The organism is Flavobacterium fluviatile, assembly GCF_010645065.1.
Taxonomy (GTDB): Bacteria; Bacteroidota; Bacteroidia; order Flavobacteriales; family Flavobacteriaceae; genus Flavobacterium; species Flavobacterium fluviatile.
Genome location: NZ_JAADZW010000018.1, coordinates 1 through 26,784, shown reverse-complemented (window position 1 = coordinate 26,784; position 26,784 = coordinate 1). Strand labels below are relative to the sequence as shown.

At 35.9% G+C, this 26,784-nt stretch carries 27 protein-coding genes and 1 pseudogene; 3 read left to right on the top strand and 25 right to left on the bottom strand.

Going from position 1 to position 26,784, the window contains the following annotated elements; all coding sequences use genetic code 11:
• The first annotated feature begins 20 nt into the window (after nucleotides 1–20).
• Nucleotides 21–1,853, top strand: coding sequence for a type VI secretion system baseplate subunit TssF (locus tag GXM17_RS16095; RefSeq protein WP_163400356.1), 1,833 nt, complete (start codon nucleotides 21–23; stop codon nucleotides 1,851–1,853).
• A 77-nt stretch (nucleotides 1,854–1,930) separates the two neighbouring features.
• On the opposite strand, the gene ypfJ is transcribed toward GXM17_RS16095, so the two are convergent.
• The 7 genes from ypfJ to GXM17_RS16060 form a co-directional block, all read right to left on the bottom strand.
• Nucleotides 1,931–2,785 carry a KPN_02809 family neutral zinc metallopeptidase gene (gene ypfJ, locus GXM17_RS16090; RefSeq protein WP_163400354.1) on the bottom strand — a complete coding sequence of 285 codons (855 nt, stop codon included), beginning with the start codon at nucleotides 2,783–2,785 and terminating at the stop codon, nucleotides 1,931–1,933.
• Between the two features lie 85 nt (nucleotides 2,786–2,870).
• Nucleotides 2,871–6,920 (bottom strand): PAS domain S-box protein, encoded by a 4,050-nt coding sequence (locus tag GXM17_RS16085; RefSeq protein WP_163400353.1) that lies wholly within the window; start codon nucleotides 6,918–6,920, stop codon nucleotides 2,871–2,873.
• Between the two features lie 36 nt (nucleotides 6,921–6,956).
• Nucleotides 6,957–7,748: a hypothetical protein gene (locus tag GXM17_RS16080; RefSeq protein ID WP_163400351.1), complete on the bottom strand. Its 792-nt coding sequence runs from the start codon at nucleotides 7,746–7,748 to the stop codon at nucleotides 6,957–6,959.
• Between the two features lie 122 nt (nucleotides 7,749–7,870).
• Nucleotides 7,871–9,199: an aldehyde dehydrogenase gene (locus GXM17_RS16075; RefSeq protein WP_163400350.1), complete on the bottom strand. Its 1,329-nt coding sequence runs from the start codon at nucleotides 9,197–9,199 to the stop codon at nucleotides 7,871–7,873.
• A 75-nt stretch (nucleotides 9,200–9,274) separates the two neighbouring features.
• The gene (locus GXM17_RS16070; RefSeq protein ID WP_163400349.1) at nucleotides 9,275–9,964 is read right to left on the bottom strand and encodes an RluA family pseudouridine synthase; all 690 of its coding nucleotides are present in this window, start codon (nucleotides 9,962–9,964) and stop codon (nucleotides 9,275–9,277) included.
• 94 nt (nucleotides 9,965–10,058) lie between these two features.
• Entirely contained in the window at nucleotides 10,059–10,877 is an 819-nt protein-coding gene (gene panB / locus GXM17_RS16065) for a 3-methyl-2-oxobutanoate hydroxymethyltransferase (RefSeq protein ID WP_163400347.1), read from the bottom strand.
• Nucleotides 10,878–10,963: 86 nt separating this feature from the next.
• On the bottom strand, nucleotides 10,964–12,391 hold the full coding sequence (locus GXM17_RS16060; RefSeq protein ID WP_163400345.1) for an L-serine ammonia-lyase: 1,428 nt from the start codon (nucleotides 12,389–12,391) through the stop codon (nucleotides 10,964–10,966).
• 298 nt (nucleotides 12,392–12,689) lie between these two features.
• Here GXM17_RS16060 and GXM17_RS16055 point away from each other — a divergent pair, with 298 nt between their 5' ends.
• On the top strand, nucleotides 12,690–14,837 hold the full coding sequence (locus tag GXM17_RS16055; RefSeq protein ID WP_163400343.1) for a cation:proton antiporter: 2,148 nt from the start codon (nucleotides 12,690–12,692) through the stop codon (nucleotides 14,835–14,837).
• An 11-nt stretch (nucleotides 14,838–14,848) separates the two neighbouring features.
• Here the strand turns inward: GXM17_RS16055 and GXM17_RS16050 are convergent, their stop codons facing one another.
• From GXM17_RS16050 to GXM17_RS15970, 17 genes and pseudogenes are all read right to left on the bottom strand, one after another.
• The gene (locus GXM17_RS16050; protein WP_163400341.1) at nucleotides 14,849–15,538 is read right to left on the bottom strand and encodes a 2'-5' RNA ligase family protein; all 690 of its coding nucleotides are present in this window, start codon (nucleotides 15,536–15,538) and stop codon (nucleotides 14,849–14,851) included.
• Nucleotides 15,539–15,545: 7 nt separating this feature from the next.
• On the bottom strand, nucleotides 15,546–15,923 hold the full coding sequence (locus GXM17_RS16045; RefSeq protein ID WP_163400339.1) for an iron chaperone: 378 nt from the start codon (nucleotides 15,921–15,923) through the stop codon (nucleotides 15,546–15,548).
• Between the two features lie 18 nt (nucleotides 15,924–15,941).
• Nucleotides 15,942–16,409, bottom strand: a complete 468-nt coding sequence (locus GXM17_RS16040) for an SRPBCC family protein (RefSeq protein WP_163400337.1) — start codon at nucleotides 16,407–16,409, stop codon at nucleotides 15,942–15,944.
• Between the two features lie 19 nt (nucleotides 16,410–16,428).
• Nucleotides 16,429–17,115, bottom strand: coding sequence for a DUF2490 domain-containing protein (locus GXM17_RS16035; protein WP_163400336.1), 687 nt, complete (start codon nucleotides 17,113–17,115; stop codon nucleotides 16,429–16,431).
• 95 nt (nucleotides 17,116–17,210) lie between these two features.
• On the bottom strand, nucleotides 17,211–17,792 hold the full coding sequence (locus GXM17_RS16030; RefSeq protein WP_163400335.1) for an LOG family protein: 582 nt from the start codon (nucleotides 17,790–17,792) through the stop codon (nucleotides 17,211–17,213).
• Between the two features lie 3 nt (nucleotides 17,793–17,795).
• Nucleotides 17,796–18,320, bottom strand: a complete 525-nt coding sequence (locus GXM17_RS16025) for a GNAT family N-acetyltransferase (protein ID WP_163400333.1) — start codon at nucleotides 18,318–18,320, stop codon at nucleotides 17,796–17,798.
• 231 nt (nucleotides 18,321–18,551) lie between these two features.
• Nucleotides 18,552–19,568 carry a lactonase family protein gene (locus tag GXM17_RS16020; protein WP_244307418.1) on the bottom strand — a complete coding sequence of 339 codons (1,017 nt, stop codon included), beginning with the start codon at nucleotides 19,566–19,568 and terminating at the stop codon, nucleotides 18,552–18,554.
• A 186-nt stretch (nucleotides 19,569–19,754) separates the two neighbouring features.
• Nucleotides 19,755–20,852 (bottom strand): MBL fold metallo-hydrolase, encoded by a 1,098-nt coding sequence (locus GXM17_RS16015; protein ID WP_163400331.1) that lies wholly within the window; start codon nucleotides 20,850–20,852, stop codon nucleotides 19,755–19,757.
• An 8-nt stretch (nucleotides 20,853–20,860) separates the two neighbouring features.
• A complete protein-coding gene (locus GXM17_RS16010; RefSeq protein WP_163400329.1) occupies nucleotides 20,861–21,283 on the bottom strand; it encodes a DUF1801 domain-containing protein in 423 nt (140 codons plus the stop codon).
• Nucleotides 21,284–21,289: 6 nt separating this feature from the next.
• On the bottom strand, nucleotides 21,290–22,330 hold the full coding sequence (locus GXM17_RS16005; protein WP_163400328.1) for a serine hydrolase domain-containing protein: 1,041 nt from the start codon (nucleotides 22,328–22,330) through the stop codon (nucleotides 21,290–21,292).
• Nucleotides 22,331–22,391: 61 nt separating this feature from the next.
• Complete coding sequence (locus GXM17_RS16000) at nucleotides 22,392–22,760, bottom strand: nuclear transport factor 2 family protein (RefSeq protein WP_163400327.1); 369 nt, start codon at nucleotides 22,758–22,760, stop codon at nucleotides 22,392–22,394.
• A gap of 171 nt (nucleotides 22,761–22,931) precedes the next feature.
• Nucleotides 22,932–23,318, bottom strand: a complete 387-nt coding sequence (locus GXM17_RS15995) for a DUF1801 domain-containing protein (protein WP_244307417.1) — start codon at nucleotides 23,316–23,318, stop codon at nucleotides 22,932–22,934.
• The gene (locus tag GXM17_RS15990; protein ID WP_163400326.1) at nucleotides 23,287–23,898 is read right to left on the bottom strand and encodes a leucine-rich repeat domain-containing protein; all 612 of its coding nucleotides are present in this window, start codon (nucleotides 23,896–23,898) and stop codon (nucleotides 23,287–23,289) included. Before GXM17_RS15990 ends, GXM17_RS15995 begins: the two co-directional genes overlap by 32 nt.
• A gap of 92 nt (nucleotides 23,899–23,990) precedes the next feature.
• Entirely contained in the window at nucleotides 23,991–24,416 is a 426-nt protein-coding gene (locus tag GXM17_RS15985) for a VOC family protein (RefSeq protein ID WP_163400325.1), read from the bottom strand.
• Nucleotides 24,417–24,726: 310 nt separating this feature from the next.
• Nucleotides 24,727–25,026 (bottom strand): helix-turn-helix domain-containing protein, encoded by a 300-nt coding sequence (locus GXM17_RS15980; RefSeq protein WP_163400324.1) that lies wholly within the window; start codon nucleotides 25,024–25,026, stop codon nucleotides 24,727–24,729.
• Between the two features lie 40 nt (nucleotides 25,027–25,066).
• The gene (locus tag GXM17_RS15975) at nucleotides 25,067–25,366 is read right to left on the bottom strand and encodes a type II toxin-antitoxin system RelE/ParE family toxin (protein WP_341872909.1); all 300 of its coding nucleotides are present in this window, start codon (nucleotides 25,364–25,366) and stop codon (nucleotides 25,067–25,069) included.
• Between the two features lie 83 nt (nucleotides 25,367–25,449).
• Nucleotides 25,450–25,668: pseudogene (locus tag GXM17_RS15970) on the bottom strand (hypothetical protein); the annotation flags it as partial.
• 26 nt (nucleotides 25,669–25,694) lie between these two features.
• Between GXM17_RS15970 and GXM17_RS22005 the strand changes: the two are divergent.
• On the top strand, nucleotides 25,695–25,883 hold the full coding sequence (locus GXM17_RS22005; RefSeq protein ID WP_425280023.1) for a hypothetical protein: 189 nt from the start codon (nucleotides 25,695–25,697) through the stop codon (nucleotides 25,881–25,883).
• A gap of 211 nt (nucleotides 25,884–26,094) precedes the next feature.
• On the opposite strand, the gene GXM17_RS15960 is transcribed toward GXM17_RS22005, so the two are convergent.
• A partial coding sequence (locus GXM17_RS15960) for a hypothetical protein (protein WP_208796456.1) occupies nucleotides 26,095–26,784 on the bottom strand: 690 nt, incomplete at its 5' end.

Genomic DNA, 26,784 nt, shown 5'->3' with positions numbered 1-26,784 from the left:
ATAGATTTCAACGAACAATAATGAGACAAGAACGAATAAAAGACAGGGTTTTAAAAAGAGCGGCCAGATCATGGGGCTTTTCAGATGTAGAGATGGAAACTTCATTTGATCCTGTTGTATCTATGATGCTAAATGCATTATCGTATGAATTAGAAAAAGTAGCACATGAACTGGAAGATTCCAAAACACGGATAGTCGAAAGAGTGCTGGAAATTATGTTTCCTGAAGTTGCTGTCGGTGCTAAACCGGCAAGAGCAATCATGCATGCTTTACCAATAGATAACAATATGAAAGTTTCTCTGCAAAACCAAATGACGGTGAGAAGAAGACTGCATAATATTTATAATCCTTTGGCACCAATTACTAAAGAAATTGTATTTTCTCCTACCCTTGAAGTAAAATTCTCTTCCTGTGAGGTTAGGTATGTAGCGTACGAAAGAAATCTGTATGAGATTTCTAATCTTTTTTATAAAGATGCAGTGAGAGATTACAAACATTCTTTGCCTTCCGGAGAGGTGTTTTTAGGAATTGAACTAAAAGATGCCGTAGAGGTAGAGGATTTAATGTTGTACATAGATATCAAAAATATCCATCAGAAAGAGATGTTTCATTATTATCTAAAGCAAATGAAATGTTATCATGATGACATAGAAATAAAAGTAAAAGAAGGATATAACGTAGCAGTTAATAACCTTGATATTGAAAATATTATAAATCGAAATTACACACATCTTAGCGAGTTGATGCAGGAAGTAAACGAGTTTTATTTTGATAATTTTTACACACTAAAAGGAGTGCTAAAACATAAAAAAATAAGCGAATATAATTCTGAATATAAATTTTTTGAGAATATCACGGAGTATAACGGAAATTCGGTTATTTGGATAAAAATGGTTTTTCCGGAGTCGTTAATTCCTCAAATAATAGACAATGTTTCTTTTACGGCAAATTGTTTTCCGGTAATTAATAAAAAACGCCATGTAATAAACAAAACCCTTGGTGGTTTTTTATCTTATGTGGCTTTAGATACGGGAGACGATATTTATTTGGATGTAGATGCTGTTGTAGATACATTCGCTAATCATTACGAGATTAAAGATTTTAGTGATGGTGTAATCGAAGAAGGAAATGCTGTATTGCGTACCGGAGGAGTTTCCAGATTCGATGCAAGATCAGCTTCAGAAATGCTTCAGAATGTATTGGATTTATTAAAAGACGAAAGCTCTTCTTTTGCAGGTTTAGGGAAAGATTTTATGAATAGTTCATTAATAGAGATCAATCAATTGTTGGCTTCTGTTGAACAGCAGGCCAAAGAAAGTAATTTCTCTAAAAACAATGATCCCTATTTAATGATTAAACCTAAAGTAAATGAATCTGTAGGGAAAACATTTACAATCAGTTATTGGTCAACTTGCGCCGAGGAAGCAAATGACATTAAAGCTGGTACAGTTCTGGAAGCCAGGGATGATTTGTTTTTTATGAGTAAAGCATCAACATTAGTTACTAATACAGTAGGAGGAAGGAACAAACAAAACAATAAAGACCGGATTTTAGAATACCGAAATGCTTTATTGACAAGAGGGAGAATAGTAACTTTTGCTGATATAAAAGCATTTAGTTTTAACCATTTTAAAGGCTACATTGAGAATGTTAAAATTGAAAAAGGCACTCGAAAAGAAATTTCGGTTAAAGCTGGATTTAGCCGAACTGTGGATATCCATATAAAACCTAACCAAGATGAAAAACAATCTTTATCCGCAACAGAATGGGATTATTTGTGTGAAAGCTTTATGAAAAGTTTAAAAAACAAGTCATCAAATGTATTTCCATATCGATTATTTATAGAAAATTAGTTCGATTGATTTTATGGATTTAGCAAAAAAAAGCATGACTTGTAAATCATGCTTTTTCTGGTTATTATAGGTTGGTTTTAAAATGATCGAATTGCTTCAAAGGTTGTCCCCTGATGGATATCTCCACTGGTAAATCCTTTCTTAAACCAGTACATACGCTGTTCAGAAGTACCATGCGTAAAAGAGTCAGGCACGATCTGCCCCTGCATTTTGCTCTGGATCGCATCGTCGCCAACAGCATTCGCAGCACTCAGCGCTTCTTCAATATCTCCGGTATCAAGGTGTTCTTTGTTATAATGGGTCCACACGCCGGCATAAAAATCGGCCTGTAGTTCTAAGGCAACAGATAGTTTATTGGCCTCGGCTTCACTTTTTCCTTGCTGTGCATCCCGCATTTTGGCTGAGGTGCCCAGCAGGGTTTGCACATGATGGCCTATTTCGTGGGCAATAACATAGGCTATGGCAAAATCACCGCCTTTGGCGCCAAACTTGGTTTTAAGCTCATCAAAAAAATCCAGGTCCATATAGACTTTCTGGTCGCCAGGACAGTAAAATGGGCCGGATGCTGAGGAAGCACCCCCGCAGGCCGTTTGCACAGCTCCTCTAAACAGTACCAGTTTCGGGTTTTTATAAGTCATGCCGTTCTCGGCAAAGATTTTTCCCCAGATATCTTCATTGTCAGCAAGGATAACACGTACAAAATCACCCATCTCCTTGTCGGCTGCACTTAATGGGGCTGCTGCCTCAGTTTGTTGTGGGCTGCCCTGAAGCTGTTCTAATGCATTTCCTACCGTTTGCCCGGTTTCACCGCCAAAAACGTTAAGCAGTAAAATAATGATCCCGATAACACCGCCTCCAAGAACTGCTTTTCCACCGGAGAGACCTCTTCTGTCTTCAACATTGTCACTTTGTCTTCTGCCTAACCATTTCATATAAGAATGTATTTAAGTTAATTGGGGAATTTAAGGTACACGAATTTATATTTTTTTTAAACAAATGGCTAATAAAAACAAGGAATTATTTCAGCCATTTGGTCAGGGTTTCTTCTACAGAACCTTTCATGATTGGTTTCGGGATATAATCGTTCATACCGGATGCCAGGCACTTATTGCGCTCTTCTTTTTCAGTACCTGCCGTCACGGCAATAATAGGGATCAGTTTTCCTTCAGGGGTACTGCGTATTGCCGCCGAAGTTTCATAGCCGTTCATAAGAGGCATCTGGATGTCCATAAAAATGAGGTCAGGGGTAATCGTCTCAAATACTTTTAAAGCTTCGTAACCATTTTCGCACTCATGGATGATGGCATTGCTGTATAGTTTTTTTATAATGGTTTTCAGCAGCAGCATATTGACCTTATTGTCCTCGGCAATCATAAAAGTAAACTTGTTCGTATTGGGGGTGTCAGGTACCGGAACAGCTTTGTTGGTAAAGGTGTTGAATTCAGTTTTATGCTTTTCGCTGGTATTTTGATCACTGGTCTTGAGTGTCAGGTCAAAATAAAAGGTGCTGCCTTTTTCTATTTTGCTTTTAACACGCAGGCGGCTATCCATAAGGGCAAGCAGTTGGTTAGAGATGGTAAGGCCTAGTCCGGTTCCGCCAAATTTTCGGGTGGTAGAGCTGTCTTCCTGGGAGAAAGCTTTAAAGATTTTCTTTTTGTTTTGCTTTAATATCCCGATGCCGGTATCTGTTACAGAAAACCGGATCACATACAGATCGTCTTCTTTTTTTTCTATAACCACTACATTAACGGTAATAGAACCCTGATGGGTAAACTTTACGGCATTCGACAGCAGGTTGATCAGGATTTGTTTTAGCCTTACGATATCGGTCCGGATATAGCGTGGCACATCTGGCGCTATGTGGAGTTCAAGCTGGAGTTTTTTTTGATTAGACTCATACACGATCAGGTCAAATACCTGTCCCACGATTTTATGGATATCGTACAGGTCGATAAAAAGATCTAATTTCCCGGCTTCAATTTTTGAAAAATCAAGGATATCATTGATGATCTCCAGTAAGGAATGGGCCGACTGATTAATGGTGGTCATATATTTCTGCTGGATTTCTTCAAGGTTGGTTTTCATCAGCAGATCGGTAAAGCCAATAATACCGTTAAGCGGCGTTCTGATTTCATGCGACATATTGGCAAGGAAATCCGACTTCGATTTATTCGCAGCTTCGGCAAGTTGTTTCGCTTTGATGGCGTCTTCGGTTTGTTTTTTATTGGTAATGTCAAAATAAATCCCGCCCACAAACTCAATTTCGTCCCCTTTTTTAATCACATCCCCAAATTCTTCAATCCAGATATATTCGCCCGTTTTTCGCCTGATTCTGTAAGTATTGTGCAGTGCTTTTCCGTTCTTCAGATTTTGGAACTGGCTCTCGATGACTTCCTCTTTGTCATCTGGGTGGATGAGCGACAAAAACGACAGGTTGGTCTCAAAAAATTCAGCCTTTGAATAGCCCGTTAGGTTAAAGATCTGGTCATTGAGGAATATTTTGGTCGAAAAAGCATCAAATTTAGACAAGTAAACTGTGCCCGGAATATTATTGGTAATCAGTTTGAACTTCTCTTCGCTTTCGATAATTTTGCTCTGGTTTCGGTTTCTTTCCAAAGCAGACGAAATATTGTTCGCAAGGGTTTGGAAAATATAGATTTCTTCTTCAGACCATTTGTGTTCGGTATGGCAGTCGTCAAAACCGATAAATCCGCTAAAAACATCCTCCACATACAAAGGCAGGATCAGGATCGACTTGATATTGTGAGTCAGAAGCAGATTTTTAAAAAAAGTATCGTCCAGTTGTCGGGTAAGGGTATTGAGTATTTTCTTGTTTCGTGCCTTTTCGGTTATTTCTTTTAAGTTGTCTTCTGTAAACTTTTGGAGAATAATGCTTTCATCTGGGGTCACAGCTCTCGACCATTTATATTTTTGGCTGATGGTATTCGTTTCAAAATCCTTTTCATAATAATAGATATGGTCTGCATGTACAGCTTTCCCGATAATATTATAGGTTTCTTTGAACATTTCCTCAGTCGTTTTGCTCAGTAAGAATTTCTCGGTACAGAGTGCAAGTGCAGATAGTAATTGACTTTTAAATTCGAGTTTTCGTTCTGCTTTTAAACGCATTTGTGATGAAATAGCAAGCGAAATCACGTCAGCAATAGTACGGGCATAATTGATGTCTTCATTATCCCATTCCCTTTTCTTCACGGTGCTCTCAAAACACACTACCCCGGCAAGTTTTCCATTAAAGAAAATAGGGACATCCAGCATAGACTGGATACCGTTTTTGATAAAATACGCTTCCTGAAACTCAGAGGTTTCAAGTTTGCTGAACACGTCGCTGGCGTTGATGACCGCCTTGTTTTGCAGGGTTTCGAAATAAATAGGATAGGAGGCCTTGTCCAGGATGTCTTTATAATAAACATCAGATTTGTCCTGGCTGTACAGGTTTTTGCAGATGATGGTATCATTATAATATTTCCAGAAACTGATTCTGTTGGCTTTTGAAACAGCCGCCTCTTCAATGATAAAATCAATTACGCTGTGAAGGCTTTCATAATGGCTAAAATCGGTAGTGGATATTTTTTTGGTCGAAGTGGTATAGGCCTCGATTTTTTCAAGCCGGATCCGTTTTTCATTCTCATTGTTTTTCAGTTCGGTAATATCCCTGGCAATACCTGCAAAACCTATAGTTTCGCCCATATCATTTTTGCGGATGATGACCTTTTGGGAAATCCATATTGCATCACCGTTTTTCTTTAAGATGGGAAATTCAATTGTGTCATAATTAAATTCCTTTTCTTCAAGATTTTTATAAAATTCTGCAACCTTTTTTCGAAAGGCGGGGTGAATAAAAGTAGCGTAATGCTTCGAAATGACCTCTTTTTCAGTATAATCTAAAACAGAAAAAGCAAATTCATTTATAAACGTAAAATTGCCTTCGGTATCAATTTCAAAAATAATGTCTGCCGCAGTCTGAATGAGGTTTTTATACTGATCCTGAAGCTTGATCTGCTCAGTAATATCCTGTCCGATGCCAATAAACAAGTCCTCCGAAAAACGTTTGTCTTTCCATTGGATATACTTGTAGTCGCCATTTTTGCACCTTAATTTTCGGGTGTACAAAACATCATCCTGATAGTGGTCCAAACACCGGTCTCCAATAAAATCATGGTCTTCGGTAAGGTTCCGGAAACCCATTCCTATAACTTCATCTGGAGTATAGCCCAATATTTCGATGATGGATTCGCTGCAGAAAATGAGTTCGCCTTTTTTGTTGGAAGCAACCGTGAGGGAACTTCCTTTATGCACAATCTCATTAGTAAACCTGAAATTATCCCGCGTATTCAGAAACATCGCATATTTCACCTGATTGATAACAAAAATAACCAGCGAGTTAGTGAGAAGTATAACAGATGATTTCAGCGGAATAAAATCAAAAGCCAGGCTGATGATGTGAAAAATAAATGTCGCTCCGGCAAAATACCAGTAGATCCTGATAGGTCTCAGAACGCTGTAAGAAAAATAAAACGTAAGTAAAAAAGCGATGACAGGTACAATATCATTAGGATGAATGATGATATTGCGGGCAATATGGCAGGTGAATAATAAAAATATGGTAATAAAAACGAGTGGGATTTTATTTCTAAGATATTCGACACGGACTGTTAAAAAATAAAATAATAAGATCAGGCCTCCAATGGATAAATTAACATACAAAAGGCTTTGCGGCCGTATCTGAAAAATCTCATTGATGATTTCAATTACAATAATAGTAATACTGAAAAACAAAAGATACAGCTGATATTCTTTATGGGAAACCTCTTTGTCTCTGTTTTTTTCGATAAAGGAACCAATTTTGGTTTTTATGTTGAAAAACTGGTACACCATAAATCCCATAAAAGCAATCAGGCACACTTCCAGCATGATTTGTCTGGGGGTATAGTAGAAAATAAGATGGGATTTAAAAACATGAAAATTGACCCAGAGTGATTTCAGGGTACTGCCAAAAATAGGAAGCCCTGAAACTGGAAAATTTAAAAAACTACAGCTGGATACCATAGAATTTGGGTATTTGTTTTTTAAAATAATCTTGATCTATTCCGGATCAGACTGGCCAATAGCATCAATAGAATCCGGGTTTTCCATTTCGAGGATCGCACTGTATATGGCATATTTTACAGAATAAGTAATAGGAATGGTAAAAACGACACCAATGCAGCAGCCTATAAAGCCAATTCCGGCACCAATTCCGGCGACTATAAATAACAGGGCGATAACAAGGGGCTGTTTGCTCACAATGACAATACTGGATTGTATAGCATCTGTTACATTTAGATTTCCAAAAACAATAAGAGGAACGGTCATGGACGTAAACAAGGAAATTAGGATGGCAATAATAGTATCAATGAATGTAATTCCAATAAGATTGAAAACGACAGAAATACCCCCGCTGACAAGGCCAATCAATAAGGCAGAAATAAAAAGGCGTGAAAAATAAGGGGCTTTATAATACGTAAAAACGGTAGAGAAATTAAAGGCCTCATCTTTATCGGCACTGTCGGCCATTTTCAAAAAGCCTGCTGTAAAAGGGGTCATAAGGGCAGTTATAAAACTAATTACTAATGTATAGATGAGAAGAGTCGTCCCTCCCGGCTGATTCTGCTGTAAACTTTCAAAAAATTCTTTGTTGAAGTGCTCAGCACCGTATAAAGCAACCAATATTCCGCCGCCAAGGAAAAAGCTGAGTATAGAAACAACTAATAAAATAAGCCCTGCATAAAGGGCGATCTTTTTATAATTCTCAAAAGCATGATTAAAAACATCTGAAAAATCTAAAGAATATCCATTGTTTTTTATGTCTTCTATTTGATTAAGAGTAGATTTCATATGTAGTAGAATTGTTTTATACTTTTAATATTTTAGTGCGTTATTCAAACGTAAATATAGTATTTTTAATCAATGCATTCCATAATATAAGATTATATAGCAGAAGGGCAGTGGTGTGTCTCTTAGAACCGGTCTAATAATCTTTTAATGGCCTTTAATTTGTCTTTGTAAGGCGCATATCGCATAGTGAGATCGAGCCAGTTGGCTTTTTTTACGATTGATTTATGATGGGAGAATGTTTCAAAACTTAATTTTCCGTGATATGCACCCATTCCGTTTTGGCCCACACCGCCAAAAGGAAGCCGTTTATTAGTAAAATGAGCCAGGGTATCATTGATGCACCCGCCTCCAAAAGAATAACGTGTAATCATTTTTTTAGAAAAAGAATCGTTTTCGCTAAAAACATACAAAGCCAGGGGTTTTTCATAGTTGCGGATGACTATGTCAATATCATTTTCTGATTCATAAACCAGAACAGGCAGGATTGGGCCAAAAATTTCTTCTTTCATTACAGGACTTTCCAATTCAGGTTCATCAATTAGAGTAGGCGAAATGTAAAGATCGCTGGCATCGGATTCTCCTCCAAAAATCAATTTTTCTGAAGCAATCATACCCGTTAGGCGCACCCAGTTTTTACTGTTGATAATGCGGGCATAATCAGGGGAGTTCTTTATTTTTTTGCCATAGGCCTGAATAATTTCTTCAATCAGGTAAGTAATAAAATTGATCTTCATGTCTTTTTGGACCAGAATGTAATCGGGTGCAATGCAGGTTTGTCCGGCATTGATAAATTTTCCCCACACAATACGTTTAGCGGCCAGTTTTAAATTGGCGGTCTGATCAACAATACAGGGGTTTTTTCCTCCCAGTTCTAAAGTGATGGGAGTAAGGTGTTCGGCAGCGGCTTTGGCTACAATTTTACCAACCGAAACACTGCCGGTAAAAAAAATATAGTCCCATCTTTTGGCAAGCAGCCGATCAGAGGTCTCGACACCACCCTGAACAACTTCCACATGATTGACATGAAACGATTTTTCGATGATTCTGGCAATGACGGCAGCAGTATTCGGAGTTAGTTCTGAGGGTTTTAAAACCACTTTATTTCCGGCTGCAACAGCAGAAATCAGGGGACATAAAGCGAGTTGAAAAGGGTAATTCCACGGAGCGATGACCAATACATTCCCGTAGGGTTCTTTATAAATAAAATCAGTAGAAGGAAAATTGAGCAGGGAAGGGAAAACACGTTTTGGTCTGGCCCATTTTTCCATATTTCTGATTGTGCTTTTTAATTCTGAAATAACATAGTTGGTTTCTGTTACAACAGCTTCAAATTCAGGTTTTTTAAAATCATCAAACAAGGCTTTTACAATTAAATCCTCACTTTTCTGAACATTAAAAAGTAATTTTTTAAGCGTTTCTTTTCGGTACTTTATATCGTTTTTGTAGTCCATTTTAGTAAAAACTTAAATTTTGGCTATGCAATTTAACGGATATAAATTGAAAATCTGACAATTAAATCATAAAAATCATACAGCATTCCAGATTGTTTCATCCGGGGTTGGGGCTGTTATTGTTATGTTTTCTTTCGAAACCGGATGGATAAAAACTAGCTTTCGTGCGTGCAGGTGGATACCTCCGTCAGGATTGCTTCGTTCTGCGCCATATTTCAAATCCCCTTTTATAGGAGAACCAATGGCGGATAACTGCGCACGGATTTGGTGATGGCGTCCCGTATGAAGATTAATCTCTAAGGCGGTATAATTTTGAAGTTCCTTGATAATAGTATAATCCAGACTGGCCAGTTTGCTGTCCGGAACTTCTTTTAAATGGGCTTTTGAAGTATTGTTTTTTTCGTTTCTTTTTAAATAATGAACCAGTTTGGCTGATGTTTCCTTTGGTTTATTTTTTACTACAGCCCAATATGTTTTTTTGGTTTCACGATTGCTGAATAATTCATTCATTCGTGAAAGGGCTTTACTGGTTCTGGCAAATACCACAATCCCGGTTGTAGGGCGGTCAAGGCGATGGATAACGCCCAGGAATACATCTCCGGGTTTGTTGTATTTGTCTTTAATATATTCTTTTACAATATCAGATAAAGGTTTGTCGCCGGTTTTATCGCCCTGCACGATATCGCCCACACGTTTGTTGACCACAATAATATGGTTGTCTTCGTGAAGAATCTGGAGATTGTTTTTGTTGGAAAGAATTTTCATTTTCACTTACTTGGATTTCAGACTGGCTTAGACTTTTAGATTAAATTTAGAATTAAATCTAGAAGTCTAATGTCTGCGAAGTCTAAATTCTAGACTAATATTGTTCCTTCTCATTAGGAAAATCCTTCGATTTCACATCAGCTGCATACTGGCCGATTGCCTTTGTCATTTCGTCATACAAATTAAGATAACGGCGAAGGAAACGCGGACTGAATTCATTGTTCATTCCCAGCATATCATGAATAACCAGGACCTGACCGTCAACACCGCCTCCTGCTCCGATTCCGATTACTGGAATTGAAATGCTTTTAGCTACTCTTTCGGCTAAATCAGCGGGTATTTTTTCAAGAACAATTGAGAAACAGCCAATTTTTTCAAGCATTTTAGCATCTTCAATTAGTTTTTCTGCTTCTTCATCTTCTTTGGCACGAACGCTGTAAGTTCCAAATTTGTAAATAGACTGAGGAGTTAAACCTAAGTGTCCCATTACCGGAATTCCTGCATTTAATATCTTTTTGATCGATTCTTTAATTTCTTTTCCGCCTTCCAATTTCACAGCATGTCCGCCGCTTTCTTTCATGATTCTGATAGCAGAACGCAAAGCTTCTTTAGGATCAGACTGGTAACTTCCAAATGGCAAATCTACCACGACCAGACCTCTTTCTACAGCACGAACGACTGATGAAGCGTGATAAATCATTTGATCTAAAGTAATAGGTAAAGTTGTTTCATGACCGGCCATTACATTAGAAGCCGAATCTCCAACCAAAATAACGTCAACACCAGCGGTATCAACAATTTTCGCCATCGTATAATCGTAAGCGGTAAGCATAGAGATTTTTTCTCCGTGACTTTTCATTTCGATTAATGATTTTGTAGTGATTCTTTTGTAATCTTTTTTTGCTGTTGACATTGATATTTTTTTTAGTTTTTTTTGAATAGTATTAAAGCTGGTATTCCTTAAAACGATTTTTTTCTGCAAAATTAAGCAATATTATACTAACAATCGGCCATATTTACCGCAATTGCCAAACCGCCTTCTGAGGTTTCTTTGTATTTCGAATTCATATCTTTTGCTGTTTGCCACATCGTATTGATTACTTTATCTAGTGGAACTTTGGCATTTTTAGCATCGGTTTCAAGAGCCAGCTCGGCAGCGTTGATGGCTTTTATTGCCCCCATTGTATTTCTTTCGATACACGGAATCTGAACCAGGCCGCCAATGGGATCACAAGTTAAACCAAGATGATGTTCCATGGCAATTTCAGCAGCCATCAATACCTGGGCAGGAGTGCCACCCATTAATTCGCAAAGGGCTGCAGCAGCCATGGATGACGAAACACCAATCTCTGCCTGACAGCCTCCCATTGCTGCAGAAATGGTCGATCCCTGCTTAAAAAGACTTCCTATTTCTCCGGCGACCATCAAAAATTGTTTGATTTCTTTTTCACCCGCATTGTGGTTTTCGATTACCAGATAATACATTAAAACTGCCGGTATTACACCTGCGCTTCCGTTTGTAGGGGCAGTGACGACACGTCCTAAAGAGGCATTTACCTCGTTGACGGCCAATGCAAAACAGCTTACCCATTTCAGGATTTGACGAAACCTGACTTCGGTTTTTCTGATTTCTTCCAGCCACGATTGCGGATCATTATAGTTCGACAAGCCAATTAAATTCTGGTGCATATCAAAAGCTCTTCGGCGTACATTCAATCCCCCAGGAAGAGTTCCTTCAGAATGACAGCCAATATACATGCATTCCAGCATCGTATGCCAGATCCGCATTAATTCGGTTTGAATTTCTTCTTCAGAACGCATCGATTTTTCATTCTCATACACAATGTCAGAAATGTTTTTGCTTTTCTGAATCGTATATTTTAATAAATCGTCGGCATTATCTATCATAAACGGAAAGGCGCATTTTATGGCAATTTTATTTTTGGCATTGGTGCGTTCTTCTTTAACTACAAAACCGCCTCCGATAGAATAAAAAACAGATTCGTATTCAGAGCCATCATTTTTATAAGCCGTAAATTTTAGTCCGTTGGCATGAAACGGAAGGAATTCTTTATTGAAAACAATATCCTGAAGAAAATGAAACGGAATCGTATGCTCATTGCCCAAAATAATCTCATTTTTGGTCTCAATCGTTTTAATGATTCCTGAAATATTTTCAATAGGAATGTATTCCGGATCCTGACCGCTGAGACCCAGCATAACAGCCAGATCGGTAGCATGGCCTTTGCCTGTTAGCGAAAGCGATCCGTAAAGGTCAACTTTAACTCTGCTGATATCTTCTAATATTGACTGTTCTCTCAGTTCTTTTAAAAAACGCTCAGCAGCACGCCACGGTCCAAGTGTATGGGAACTCGATGGCCCAACACCAATTTTTAGCATATCAAAAACAGAAATACATTCTTCCATTATCCACTTTTTATTCAAACAAAGATAATTGAATAACGCAATGAAGCTTCTTTTTTATTTGTTAATATTGCGGTTTATACTGAAAAATATATTAAATAATAATAATTCGTCAAGGAAATAAAATTAATTACTTAATATATAACTTTGATGAAAAGTTCAGCCCTTTTTAGGTATTTTTGTACTCAGACTTTATCTGAAAAACTGGATTTTTAGTTTTTTGATAATTGAACAAAGGCAACTTTGAATATTTGATTTGGGTTAAAAATCAATAAAAAAACTTAGCAGCTAAATTTACAGTATGATTGAATTTTTCAGGCATTTTATACAAGAATTTGAACTACCGCTTAGCAACCCGGTATTAATTTTTTCGTTAATACTTTTCATCATTTTGTTAAGCCCTATTTTGCTTAAAAAAATTAATATTCCTGGAATTATCGGTTTAATTATTTCGGGTGTAATAATTGGCCCACACGGTCTCAATATTTTAGCAAAAAACTCCGCAGTTGATTTATTTTCAACTATAGGGCTGCTGTATATTATGTTTATTGCAGGTCTGGAGCTTGATATGAATGAGTTTAAAGCCAACCGTAACAAAAGCTTGTTGTTTGGTTTTTTTACTTTTATTTTTCCCTTGACAATAGGGTTTCCCGTTTGTTATTATTTACTGCAGTACGATTTCAACGCCAGTTTTTTAACGGCAAGTATGTTTGCAACGCACACATTAGTAGCTTATCCGATTGTAAGTAAATTAGGAATTGCTAAAAATCAGGTGGTTGCTATAACAGTAGGAGGAACTATCCTGACGGATACCGCTGTTTTGATTATTCTGGCCGTCATCATGGGAAGCAATGAGGGAAATCTCAATCAGGCTTTCTGGATCAAATTAACTATTTCGCTGGCTATCTTTTCAGCTATTATGTTTTTGGTCATTCCAAAAGTGGCAAAATGGTTTTTTAAAAAACTGGAAAGTGAAAAGCATGCCCATTATATTTTTGTACTTTCTGTGGTTTTCTTTGCCGCATTTTTAGCTGAAGTTGCAGGTGTAGAGCCTATCATCGGTGCCTTCGTAGCAGGTTTGGCACTGAATCCTTTAATTCCTCATTCATCTGCTTTAATGAACAGGATTGAGTTTATAGGAAATGCGTTGTTTATTCCGTTTTTCCTGATTTCTGTAGGTATGCTTGTTGATATTAGTGTGATTTTAAGCGGACCAACAGCTCTTATTGTTGCTGCAACATTGAGTCTGGTGGCTATTTTTGGAAAATGGATTGCAGCCTTTTTTGCTCAGATTGCTTTTAAATATACCAGAACAGAAAGGCAGTTAATTTTTGGATTAAGCAGTGCGCATGCTGCAGCTACCCTGGCTGTTATTCTGGTTGGTTTTAAAGCAAAAATCCTGGACGAAAATATATTAAACGGAACCATTATATTGATATTGATAACTTGTATTATAGCATCTTTTGCCACTGAAAAAGCAGGTAAAAAGATTGCCATCTGTGAGGAAGAAGTTTCTCCGCAAGATGCAAATAAAGATCTGATTCTGGACGAACACATTTTAATTCCACTGGCAAAAACTTCAGCTACTGAACCTTTGTTGGATTTCGCACTTTTAATAAAAGACAAAAAATCAGCCAATCCCGTAACTTTATTAACGATTGTTCCTAATAATGATCAGGCAGAAATCAATATTTTGAAATATAAAAAAGAAGTTGATAAGTTTGTCATCCAGGGATCAGCTTCTGAAATTAAGATTAATACAATTGCACGAATAGATCACAATCCGGCTAGTGGAATTGCACGTACCTCTAAGGAAATAATGTCTGATATTGTGATTATAGGCTGGCCAAGAAAAACAGGCTTTCTTGATAAGATTTTTGGAGAAAACGTTGACTCAATCATTAATAATGTAGACAAGAACCTGTTTATCTGCAGGTTTCAAAAACCATTTATAGAAGACAGGAGACTCGTTTTTGTTTGTCCTCCTTTTTCTGAAAGAGGAATTGGTTTTCCGCCCCTAATCCAGAAAATGTGCAGATTATCGCAGGAATTGAGTAGTCAGATTGTTATTTATGGGGAGTATAAAACACATCAGGCAATTCAGCAGATAGTGAATAAGTTAAAACTAAATACAAAACTGGCATTCAAAAGCATTTTGGACTGGGAGGATTTTGAAGCTATTTCGGATGAAATTAAACCGACTGATTTGATTGTATTTAATCTGTCCAGAAAAGGATCTGTTTCCTATCAGTCTATCTTTGATAAATTGCCACAAAAATTTGAAAAATCTTTTAATGATAATAACCTTATTCTGGTTTACCCGCAGGATGGGCGAAAAGAGAGCGCAATGGATGCTTATGAAGACTTTACTGCAACCCCGTTAACAAAAGGTATCGAAGCGATTGAACAGATTGGAAAAGGGTTAGGGAATATTTTGAAAAAAGGTTAAGGTTGCTGCGTCTAAAAAAATTTCAGATAAAGATCACACAAATTTATAGTGTTTCTTTCACGCTGATACCAGTCGTTATACACCAATTCAATTTTATCAACTGTGAATTTTCCAAAGTTATGATTTCTGAATTTTTCTACAACTTCAATAAGCTTTTTTGGGCTTTGTAATTTTTTTTGAAACCGCATTACGGTAGAATGTGCAGCAGTTACCGTGTAACGGCTGTCCATGCTTTGTTGAAGGGAAGAATTTTTAAAATTTTCTCGCAGTTTGTCACGCAGCATATTCAATGAATTATCTGAGGGAAATCCCTGAATCATTATTGCTGACGGAGATAACGTAACGCCCCGGTACTCAATTTCAATTTCATTTACATCAACCAGACTTTTTTCAATGATTTCAACATATTCTGACGCAGAAAATTGATTAAGATTAAAACCTTCAGCACACGAAATAATAGACAGGACAGTTATATGAATATCAGAATTTGGATAATAATACTGTTCCGGTTCTGCTTTTTTTAACTCTTTTAAGAATTCCTGAATATTGTTGCTTATTTCCTCGTTTGGTCGAATCAGTAATGTAATGCCGAATCGTTTATCCGAATCATCATTAATTTTAGAATCTATAGAATATTTCTCAGATAAAATCAACTCAGATGATGTTTTGAAAAGCGAATTGTAATGTTCAGACAAATTCATATTTTAATTATTTATTTTTTGCTTTTTCAAGATTTTCCTGTACTCTGAATTTTACAATTTTTGTAATTAAATCAAACGGCATAGGCTGATTCAACGGAAATTGTACAGAGCCTTTGCCCGATTTGTATTTTGAAAGCGCTTCCTTAAACTCTTCATGACCACTTGGCAATGCATAAAGCCCGATATGATTTTTAAATGCGGCAAAGTAAACCACGATTCCGTTTTGCTCAAAAGCGGGCATGGAGTAACTTATTTTTTCTTTAGCATAAGGAGCTGCCTTACGGATTGTCATTCGGACATTTTCTAATACTTCCTGAACATCGTTTGGGAAACCGCCAATATATTCATCTATATTTGCAGGTTTAGGAGTAGGGATAGCTGCCATGACATTATTTTTGGGTGATTAACTCAAACCTTTCGGGAATCTGTCTAACACTAAATTCAACTGGATCTGATGCTCTAAAAAAGCTTTCGCTCCAGCTAAAACCAATGTGAAGCCTTCAGTAGAATTTCGAACTTCAGAAAGTATTTTATCAGCATCGCCTTTAAAATTAGAATTGGTAACGCTTACAAAAGTTTCTTTTTCATCCAGGGGATTAAAAATCCATTCTACAAGGGTTTCTTCTCCACTATTTCCCCATTCAATTACAATTCGTTTATCTAATTCTATTAGTTTAGTCAAAACAGTAAGCGAAAAACCATACATTTCCCAGGTCCATTCAGCCGGTTTCCCTTCTTCTAATTTTTCGGATCCTTTAGTAAACCAAAATTTGCTGGTAATTTCAGGGTTTATAAAAGCCTCAAAAACTTCTGAAACGGGTTTTCTGATCAGCATTTCGGCTTTTGCAAAATTATTATTTACTGTTGCCATATTTACGGATTTTGAAATGTTATTTACTGCTGCTAAAAGGTATATTATTGAAAATTACGATCTGAAACTGGTTTCTGCCTGTTTTTTCCTGAATCTGTCTCATAAAACCTGCTTCAACCCTGAAATTCTTATTGATTACATAACCTAATGCACCATAAACGCGGTCTCTGTCAAAAGCAGGCAATTCTGCGTTTATAAAAATTTCATTATAAGCTGAAAAATAAAAGGCATTGTCTTCCATTTTAGGCTTGTTTATTGGAACATTCAAAGCTAAGAAATAACGAAAACGCATTTGAAAATCATCTTTTAAAAAACGTTCTTCGACACGATAACGGTGCTGCAGATATACCCTTCCAAAATTCTGGCGTGTTATAAATTGCTGAAAAATGCGGTGTTCATTACTGTCTGCTTTATCGTCAGTTCCTGGGATATAGTTTTGTGAATTGATAAAACCGTAACCCAATAAAATATTATTATTGTTTTCGGTAAGATTGTATCCAATTCCCGTTCTTAGCAATAACTGCTGAGTATCTCCTGCAAAATTATAATTGCGGTACTGTACTTCGTTATGCCAGTTCCATTTTTTATTGATGGCCTGATTTCCAAAATAAATAAACCAGTTTCCGGTATCAGTATCCTGAGCATTTGTGAAATTTACAGATAAAATAAGGGCGAATAAAAAATAATGGGCTTTTAAATGTTTCATTTTAGATAACGGATTTTCAGTTTTTTGGACTCACAAGATAAGAAAGTTATTCCTGAAATTGTGTTAAAAACAGAAAATCAGGGTGTCAAAACTGATTAAAGTTCCTCTTTCGCGATCCATTTTCCAACTGTAGGAGCTTTGTAATTCTTCATTTTATCCAATAAATCATCAATGTCATCACTCACTAAAAGCATCTGCTGATTTACATCTTTTAATAAACCTTTGCTGACCATGGTTTCAGTCAGTTGTATGAGCGAATTATAAAATCCATTGATATTCAAAATAGCTATTGGCTTTTTATGAAGTCCTAATTGGGCCCAGGTAACCATTTCGAAAAGTTCTTCGAGCGTACCAAAACCACCCGGAAGCGCAATAACCCCATCACATAAATCGTTCATTTTAGTTTTTCTTTCATGCATGCTTTCTACAACAATAAGTTCCGTTAAACCCAGATGTGCAATTTCTTTCGATCTTAAAAAATTAGGCAAAACGCCAATGGCTTTTCCGCCGTTATTTAAAACACCATCGGCTACGGCACCCATAAGACCAACATTGGCTCCTCCATAAACCAATTCTATATTTTGTTCTGCTAATGTTTTTCCAAGTATAACTGCCTGTTCTTTGTAAATTTCTTCAGTACCAAAACTGGATCCGCAAAAGACTGTTATTCTTTTCATAGTTTATTGTTTTTTTAATTCGTATTCAAAATAAGGCACATCGACTCCGTTAATCTGAAACACCACATCATTGATTTTTTCTGCACCGAGTTTTAAAACGGCTTTTTGTGAACGGAAATTTTCTGCTCCAACGTGAAAAAGTACTGAATCAACATGTTGAAATGCATAATCGATCAATAATTTTTTATTTGATTTATTATAAGGACCGCCCCAATATTTTCTTGTAATAAAAGTGTAGCCAATTCCAATATTTGATTTTTCGGGATTGTAATCGTAAAAACTAGTCGTTCCCATTATTTCGTTGGTTTGTTTATCGAGAATTAGGAATGAATGTTTTGTAATTATGATTTCAAAAAAAGTTTTAAAGCCTTGTCTTTGATATCGGTCTTTTACAGGATTCTGTTCCCAAATTAGTGGGTCGGAAGCAGCTTCAAATAATGCTTCAAAATGTTTTTCCTGTAACGGAATTAATTTTGTGATTTCGTTTTCTAAAATTTCCGGTTGTAAATTGAAATATAAGTTGTCCATTTTTTTATATTTAAATTGCAAAGTGTGTCATTTCGACGAAGGAAAAATCACACTCGTTACTCTAGATTGTTGATGTGATTATAAAGTTTCTTCGTTTCTCTGGATGATAAAATGAGAATAAAATTACATTTTTTTAATCTGAACGCAGGAAACATTTTCCATTTGAATTTCATTGCCTACTTTTTTAAGCAATCCTGATTTTGGATTTCTTCTAAAAACAATCACATTTCCTTAATTGACATTTGTTACTATCAGGAATTTTCCGGTTTCATCGACAGCAAAAACCCGGGGATGATTTCCAAAAGTCGATTGATAGCCTATGTTCTTTAAAAATCCTTTTTTATCAATAGAAAAAATGGCAATATTATTTTCTTTACCCCGATTAGCAGCATATAAAAATTTGCCATCCGGCGAAATATGAAGATCAGAACTTTCAAAACCTTCCTTAATTTTATCCGGATGAGTATTGATGCGCTGGATCTTGGTTAAACTTCCGGATTTATATTGATAAACGCTTATGAAGCCAGCCATTTCTTCAATACAATAACCAAATTTCTGATTGGGGTGAAAAGAAAAATGTCTCGGTCCGGCTTCTAAATCGGTTTTTGTAAACGGAACTTTAGCTTCAGTTAAAGGCTTTAACTGTTTTTTATCAAATTGATAACATCTGATTTTATCCGCCCCTAAATCAGGTAAAAACAAATAATCAAATTCAGGCGAAAATATAGCCGAATGGACATGGGAACGGGTTTGCCTTTCTTTATGAGTACTTCCGTCGGTATATTGAAAATTTTGTGCAATCGAATCGATTGTTCCGTTTTCCAATAACGGATGAACCGATATGCTGCCTTCTGTATAATTAGCATTTACAAGCCATTTACCATTTTTATGAACCGAAACATAAACAGGATTTTCGCCTCCGCTTGACTGCTTATTCAAAAAAGTAAGGGTTTTATTTTCTGGATTAAATGCAAAACTGCTTACACTTCCTGCATTTGGTGTTTTCGTATCCGTACAGGCATAAATATATTTTCCGTTTGGAGAAACCGTTAAATAAGACGGATTAATGATGTTTTTCACTCCGGTTATTTTATTGAGATTTCCGTTTTCAGTATTCAACTGGTAAACCTGAATTGATTCGGCTGTTTTATCACGATTATAAGATCCTAAAAAGACGTAGGTATTTTGGGGAAAAATATGAAATGAAGCCAGAAAGGCAAGTGCGAAAAAAATAATTTTTAGTTTCATTTTTATTTTAAGGTTTATGTTCAGTCTTGTCATTTCGACGAAGGAGAAATCACACTTGAAGCTCCGTTTAGTATGTCGCTAATCTTTCTAGAGTTGAGCGCGTGATTTACTTGGTCTGTCTCTATCACTCGAGTCTCCCAAAAGGTCGAAAATGACAAATTAGACATTCACATTTTACAAAATTCATTATTTCAATCCTTTCCACCATTGTTTAAATTCCTGTTTGTCGTTTTTCAGTTCAACGATCTCTCCAATCATCGGTGTAATCAACGGAACGGGATTTTCTGAAGCAGCATTCAATTCAGTCACTTTAATCAAAGGCTCCTCCCAGGAATGTAGGGACAACGGAAATTTTGAATTATGTACCGGAAACGCTCTTTTGGCTTTTAAGTCTTTCATCGCTTTTATTACATCTTCCGGCAAATTGTGGATGTATCTCCATGCCGGATTATATTGGCCATTATCAATAAGCACAATGTCAAAAGGTCCATGTTTATCGCCAATTGCCGCAAAGTGAGTATCGTAACCGCTGTCGCCGCCCAGATACATTTTGAAATCGTTGGTTTCTAAAATAAAAGAAGTCCAGAGTGTATTACAGCGCCTGATGCTTCTGCCGGAAAAATGTCTCGCTGGGGCAGTATAAAGTGTTAGATTTTGATCTAATTCTACTTTTTCATGCCAGTCTTTTTCGATAATGTTTTCTGTTGGAAAGCCCCAAAATTCAAAATGCGAACCAACGCCAAGAGCTGTGATTACTTTTTTTATTTTTGGTTTCAGTTCCATTATAGTTTTATAATCTAAATGATCATAATGGTCGTGCGTGATTAGCAAATAATCAATTTCAGGAATATCATCATAGGTGTAAATATCTGTCCCTTTAAACGCTTTTGTGGTTCCGTAAACAGGAGAGGCATTCCCGCTGAAAACCGCATCAATCAAAAACCGTTTGCCTTCAAACTGTATATAATATGACGAATGCCCAAACCAGACTAAAACATCCTGATGCAAAGGAAGTTCCTTTAAATTTGTTTTTACTGAAGGAATAATGTCAGTGGGGATTTTTCGTGCAACCTTCTTGAATAAAAATTTGGTCAATACATCATAATAGCCATAACCTTCCGCAAGTTCGGGAGTGAAATTTTCATTTTCAAATTTTCCGTTTTTATATTGAGGTGATTTTTGTATTCTGGACAGTCTTTCTCCAGAAGGTCTTTTTCCGAATCTGGGATGGAATAAAAAATAGAAAATCAATACCAGTAAAAGAAGAATTATTGTTAAGTTCATGATTATTTTTAGATTGGCGGATATAATTTTTGTATTTCTTTTACGGACGTGGAAATCATGGTTTTCAGAATTTCAAGATTAATATCAGTTAATTTTTTGATATAAATACAGCCTTTTCCGGCTTTGTGTTTCCCAAATTTAGAAAGCAGTTCCTCTTTATTTTCGAAAGAAGAATTGAGGTAAAGTGAAATCGCATCTTTTCTGGGAGAAAAACCGGCTAATGGTGCGTTGCCTTCATGGCCGCTTTCGTACTTGTAATGATAATTTCCAAAACCAATAATACCTGGTCCCCACATTTTAGGTTCAAAACCAGTCACATTTTTCATTATTTCCAAAAGTTCAAAAGCATCTTTTCTTTTTGCTTCATCTCCTACGGAGTTAATAAAATCAACAACGCTGCTTTCTGTTTCTGTAGTTTTGTTTTTAGCCATCTTTTATTAGTTTTTATTGAAGAGATTGCTTTTCAAAAGAATATTTTTGATTTTGAATGCTGATGCATAAAACAAATTAGAATCTTCATTCATCTGATTTTCTAAAACAATGAAACTTATATCACTTTCGGGGAAATACAAATTTACAGAAGAAAATCCATCGCCAAGTCCTGTATGCCCCAGATATTTTATGGAATCTTTTTCGATAATTCTAATTCCGTAGCCGTAACCTTCTTTTTCTTTTCCGAAGAAATTATGTTGGGACAAAATGGTATTAGTTGTCATCATTTTGTACGACTCAGGCTTTAGAATTTTTCCTTTATGGAGATTGTTGTTCCAGATAGCTAAATCTTCAGCAGTTGAAATTATGCCGTCTGCGCCTAAGTTTTCGGAGTTAATCTGACTGGAATTAACTGAATTCAGAACATTTTTTGCATTGTAATATCCTGTTGCCAGATTTTGATTTTTATCTTTAGAGTAACAAAAAGTATGGTTCATTTTTAATTTCTTAAAAAGCGAATCTGCAACTTCCGAATAATTTTTTTGGGTGCTGAATTCTACAATTTTTCCAAGCAGGCTAAAATTTAGATTTCCGTATTTAAATTGCGTTCCGGGTTCAAATTCTAAAGGTTTTTGCAAATCAATAATGCCGTGTGAATGATTTAGAAGCTGATGAACGGTAACAGAATCTGCCCAGGGCTGGGTAAGTTCCGACAGATATTTTTTTATTGGAGAATTCAGATTGATTTTACCTCTTTCGACTTCCAATAAAATCAGGACTGCAGCAATTTGTTTGCTGTTCGACATAATTTCGAATTGAGTATTTGATTTTAATGGCTTTTTGGTTTCAAAATTGCTAAAACCATGAACTTTAGAATATAATTTTTTCCCTTTTTGGGTAATTAGAACGACACCATTAAATTTAGGCTCGGCAAATTTAATTAAACTGTCAATTTGGTTCGTATAGCCTTTTTTTTGAGCGAATGAATTGCAGCTGGACAGAAGAAAAAACAAAGAAAATATAAAGGATATTCTAATTAGCGTCATTACGGTGATTTTGTTTTGATGTTTTTTTATTCTGTGTATTCTTTCTATGTTTAAATTTAGTTTAAAACATTCCGTTTTCATTAATCCTTTTCTTAGGAATTGGCTGCCCTAAATCCCAAAGTTCCACAATTTTGTCTGATTCAAATCGAAAAATATGAACAACAGCGACACCGGAATCTGCTGAATTTTGTTTGACATGCGAATGAACTGCAACCAAATCCCCATCTCTTAAAACATGATGAATCTGTAAAACCTTATTTGGGTTGGTTCTTGCAGATTCTTCCATGGCCAGCATCAGAGTGTCGGCATCTCCTTTAAAATAAGCATTATGATGTTTGAAATTTTGACTGACGTACAGTCGAAATGCTTCGTGAGAATGCCCTGTAGCAGCGAGTTTTAGAAAGTTTCGGGCTATGGATTTCTTAGTCATGACAAATCGCTTTAAAAAAAGAAATCTAAGTTATGAAATTTAAGTGTTTTTGATTAAATAATATGCTTAAAACTTGAAAGGAAGAATGTTCTGCTGGTATAATTTGGTAAAGTTAAAAAACAAGCTCTAAATAGTGTACATTGCCAGCGCTGCAAATATTGAATTTATCGCTCATCCTTTGATTTTTATTTTTCCTGTTCTGTATAAGTCCAAAGCATTCTGCAAGATGTTTGCAATGGTTTTTACAGGTAAATCCTCATCAGGATTAACCCTGAAAATCTTCATTCTGGTACGGTCGCCTTGTTCTAACTGCGGGTGGTCAAGGTGTTTTCCTTCAACCATCAAAAGATAGGGTTTGTCTGTTTTTTTATCTGTCCATAAATAGCAGAACATTTTTTTGTTGTAACAAAAACATGGCATTCCCCATTTCTTTGTTTCGGTAATATTGGCGTCCTGATTCAGTATAATACTCCGCAAAGCAAGCAGACAGCTCTTATTTGGCTCTGCTTTGTTTAAATAAAAGTTATCAGGTTGTTGATCCATATTTTTCTTTTCCATGCTTTTTAAGCAATTCTTCAAACAGATTGTTTTTTTTAGTTCCTCCAAACTCTCCTGAGATATATTTTATGTTGGGTGCTTTTATTAGAAATTCCAAATCATCGGGAGCTTGCGGTGTATCTGCGATTTCAAATTCTTCAAGATTCGGAATTAAAGTTAGAGACTGAATATCCGTAAGCCTTTTGCACTGCCAAATTCTTAATCGTTTCAGATTTTTACAGTTGCTCAAATCAGGAAATTTTTCAAGTTTGGGCAGATACAGTAAATCAAGTTCTTTAATTTGTGTCAACTGATTAATAAACGACAAATCTTCGTGATTTTTGATAGTATGCAAAAAAAGACTTTCCAGTGTATCTATCCTGGCCAATGCGTCAAAATTAACTGTATGCACACTGTACAATTCCACAATCTTTAATTTTGGAAGGAATTCTAAAAAATCCAAATCTCTTTTTTTGATGTGCCATAACCCAATTTCGGGGCTGTTTTTATGTTTTTTGATTTGTTCGATTTCAATTTCACCCAAACGTTTCTGAATGAGAATTTTATTTCGCCCTTTTGCTTTTTGAAATCCTTCTTCCATGAAGTTAACACTCTGTTTAATTGTACTTGCAAGATTTTAGATGCTTTTTACCAACACAACCGCTTTATACGTTTGTTAGTTTATACATTCCATTATACTTTCTGGTTAAAATCTACTATCCATTCAATGCCGAATTTGTCTCTAAACATCGCAAAATAAGAATCGCCAGGATGATCTCCGGGATGTACTTCGACATTTCCGCCTGCTGAAAGTCCGATAAATAATTTGTCGGCTTCTTCGCGGCTTTCTGCACTTATAGAAATCTTAGATCTGTTTTCATTTTCATTTACTTTCCCCATACTTTCCGGAACGTCATTCGCTATTAAAAGATTTGGACCAACAGGCAACGCAATATACATTATCTTATTTGCTTCATTTTCCGGTACTTGATATTCAGAGCCTGATATATCTTTGAAGCGTATAATTTTGATGAATTCTCCACCAAATACTGATTTGTAGAAGTGGAATGCTGGTTCAGCATTTCCGTTGAAGTTAATGTGCGGATTGATAATTGCCATGAGTTTATCTTTTAAATTGATTTTTGTTTTTTTATTCTGGCAGTGCTGTGTAGAGTTTTCTTGCCAACTTAATGTTGTTTTGTTTGTATAACTTGCAATTAATGTCCAGATGTTTCAGAAAATTATGGAGACACTCTCCCAAAAGTGGGTAAGTTTAAAATAAGGACAGGTTAAGATTAACCCATAACTTTGAACCGCCGGATACGTGACCGCTTGTTTTATCCTGAACTAAGCCGGATGGCTCGGTGGTGTGAGAGGTGCACTCCATCAGTTACTGGCGGAGCCGTCTACTCGATTAGGTGCTGTAATTTTATAAGAAAGTTAACCCGATTCTTTTATTGAGCCCAATTTCGAAAATTCTAATCAATGTAGAAAGTTGAATATTTCCTTTTGCATTCTCAATTCTTGAAATGTAACTTTTCTTTGTGCCAGTTTTTTGAGCAAGTTCTTCTTGTGTAATTTTCGCTTCTTTTCTTGCTTCTTTTAGCATTTCACTGATTATAAACATTTGAGTTTTTTCTTCATAAGTGTTTCTACTTTCGGTTCCAATTTTTCCATGCTCAACTTCAATAAGTTGATCAAATGTTTTTATGTTTTTATATTCTTTCATAATTATTTGTTTTTCTGTTGAAAATATTCATTCATTAAACCTAAAGCTTTTTCCAATTCCATTTTGGAGTTTTTTGTGTCTTTTTTTGAAAACCATTAAAAAGAATAACCAACTTTCCTTTGTCAAAACAGCAAAATATTCGGTAAATATTTGATTGATATTCAATTCGAATTTCATACAATCCATTTGTACCAGTTAAGTATTTTAGGAATTTTTCAGGAACTTTTTCAACCTGTTTTATTAATTCAAGAACGTATTTTATTTTCTCTTTTACCTTTCCATCTTGTTGTTGGTAAAATTCAATAAAGTGATTTTCATAAAATATGATTTCTCTGCTCATTCAGCAAAGTTATCTTAAAAGTTAACAAGAAGCAAATTTTTTGAAGTTCTTTTCTACGTTTTCTTTAAGTGATATTGAGAAAATTATTCGTCATCATCTTCCTTTTTATATCCTTCATAATAATAGGATTGTTCGATTCCTTTAAAAATTATTTCTCTATTATTGATGTCTTCTGTTAAGTTAGCATTTAATAATGTTCTCAATTCCAAATCATTAATCGGGCTTCTTTCCATAGCTTGTAAATAAAGCTCCTTATCTACGAATTGCCAATTTACCATTTTTTTAAGTCTGGCAACGAGGATGGTTAAACTATTTTCGGGGAACGAATATCGCAGGCAAACTACGAGATTTAGACGGCTGGCTCAGAAACCGACTGCGTTACTGCATCTGGCACGACTGGAAGAAGCCTGAAAGGAAGAGAAAAAATCTCATCCGATTAGGAGTTGACCCAGACCACGCCTATGCTTTTAGTCGCACCCGAAAAGGCGGTTGGGAATTGCTCAGAGTCCGGTTTTAAGTACCACCATTACCTTGAAACGACTAAAACAGAAAGGCTATCAATCCTTGACGGATGTTTACATCGAACTTAACCCATCACTTTTCGAACCGCCGGGTACGTGACCCGCTTGGTTTATCCTGAGCTAAGCCGAAGGGCTCGGTGGTGTGAGAGGAGCACTCCGTCAGTTACTGGCGGAGCCGTCTACTCGATTTAGCCGTTCGGTTTTTTATTAATCATTTTCTAAAAATATTTTCCAATATTCAATATCCATCCAATTATTATCATTTTTAGTTTTAGCTAAAAACAATTCTAATTCAGTTTGTGAAATTGGATTTTTCTCGATTTCAACTGGATTTTGTCTGTTGAACGATAAAACTTTTAAATCACTTAAAATTGATAGAAATTTTTCAATTGAAATTGATATGTAATTTTCTTCCCATTCTCCGTTTCCGTGTTCAGAGATAAAAACTGGTAAATTCGGATTTTCAATATCTACAAATATTGGATCATCCATATTGTCAGTCGCAATTACAATCCAATTTTTTTTCCAATCTCCATTCTTATTTCCGACTAATGATTTTCCATTTTCTGTTACGCTATATCCGATTTGTTCTTTTTCAATTTGCTCTAATTTGAATACATTTATTTCGCTAAAGCCAATCGATATGTTTTCTGCTTTTGAAATGAACTTTTTGAACTTTTCATTCTCGAACAATAAATTTAAATTTGGTTTTTCGTTGCTATTAAATAGTTTACTGAAAAGATTCATTTTATTTTTCCTTTTATCAATATTCTTATTCTCCGCTGTCGCGCCAAACTGACGGCTAACGTCAGTCTGTGATAAAACTTCCGTTTGTTGAGTTCCAAATATAGCAAAACAATTGTATAAAAGGCAGAAAAGGTTTATATTTAATAATGC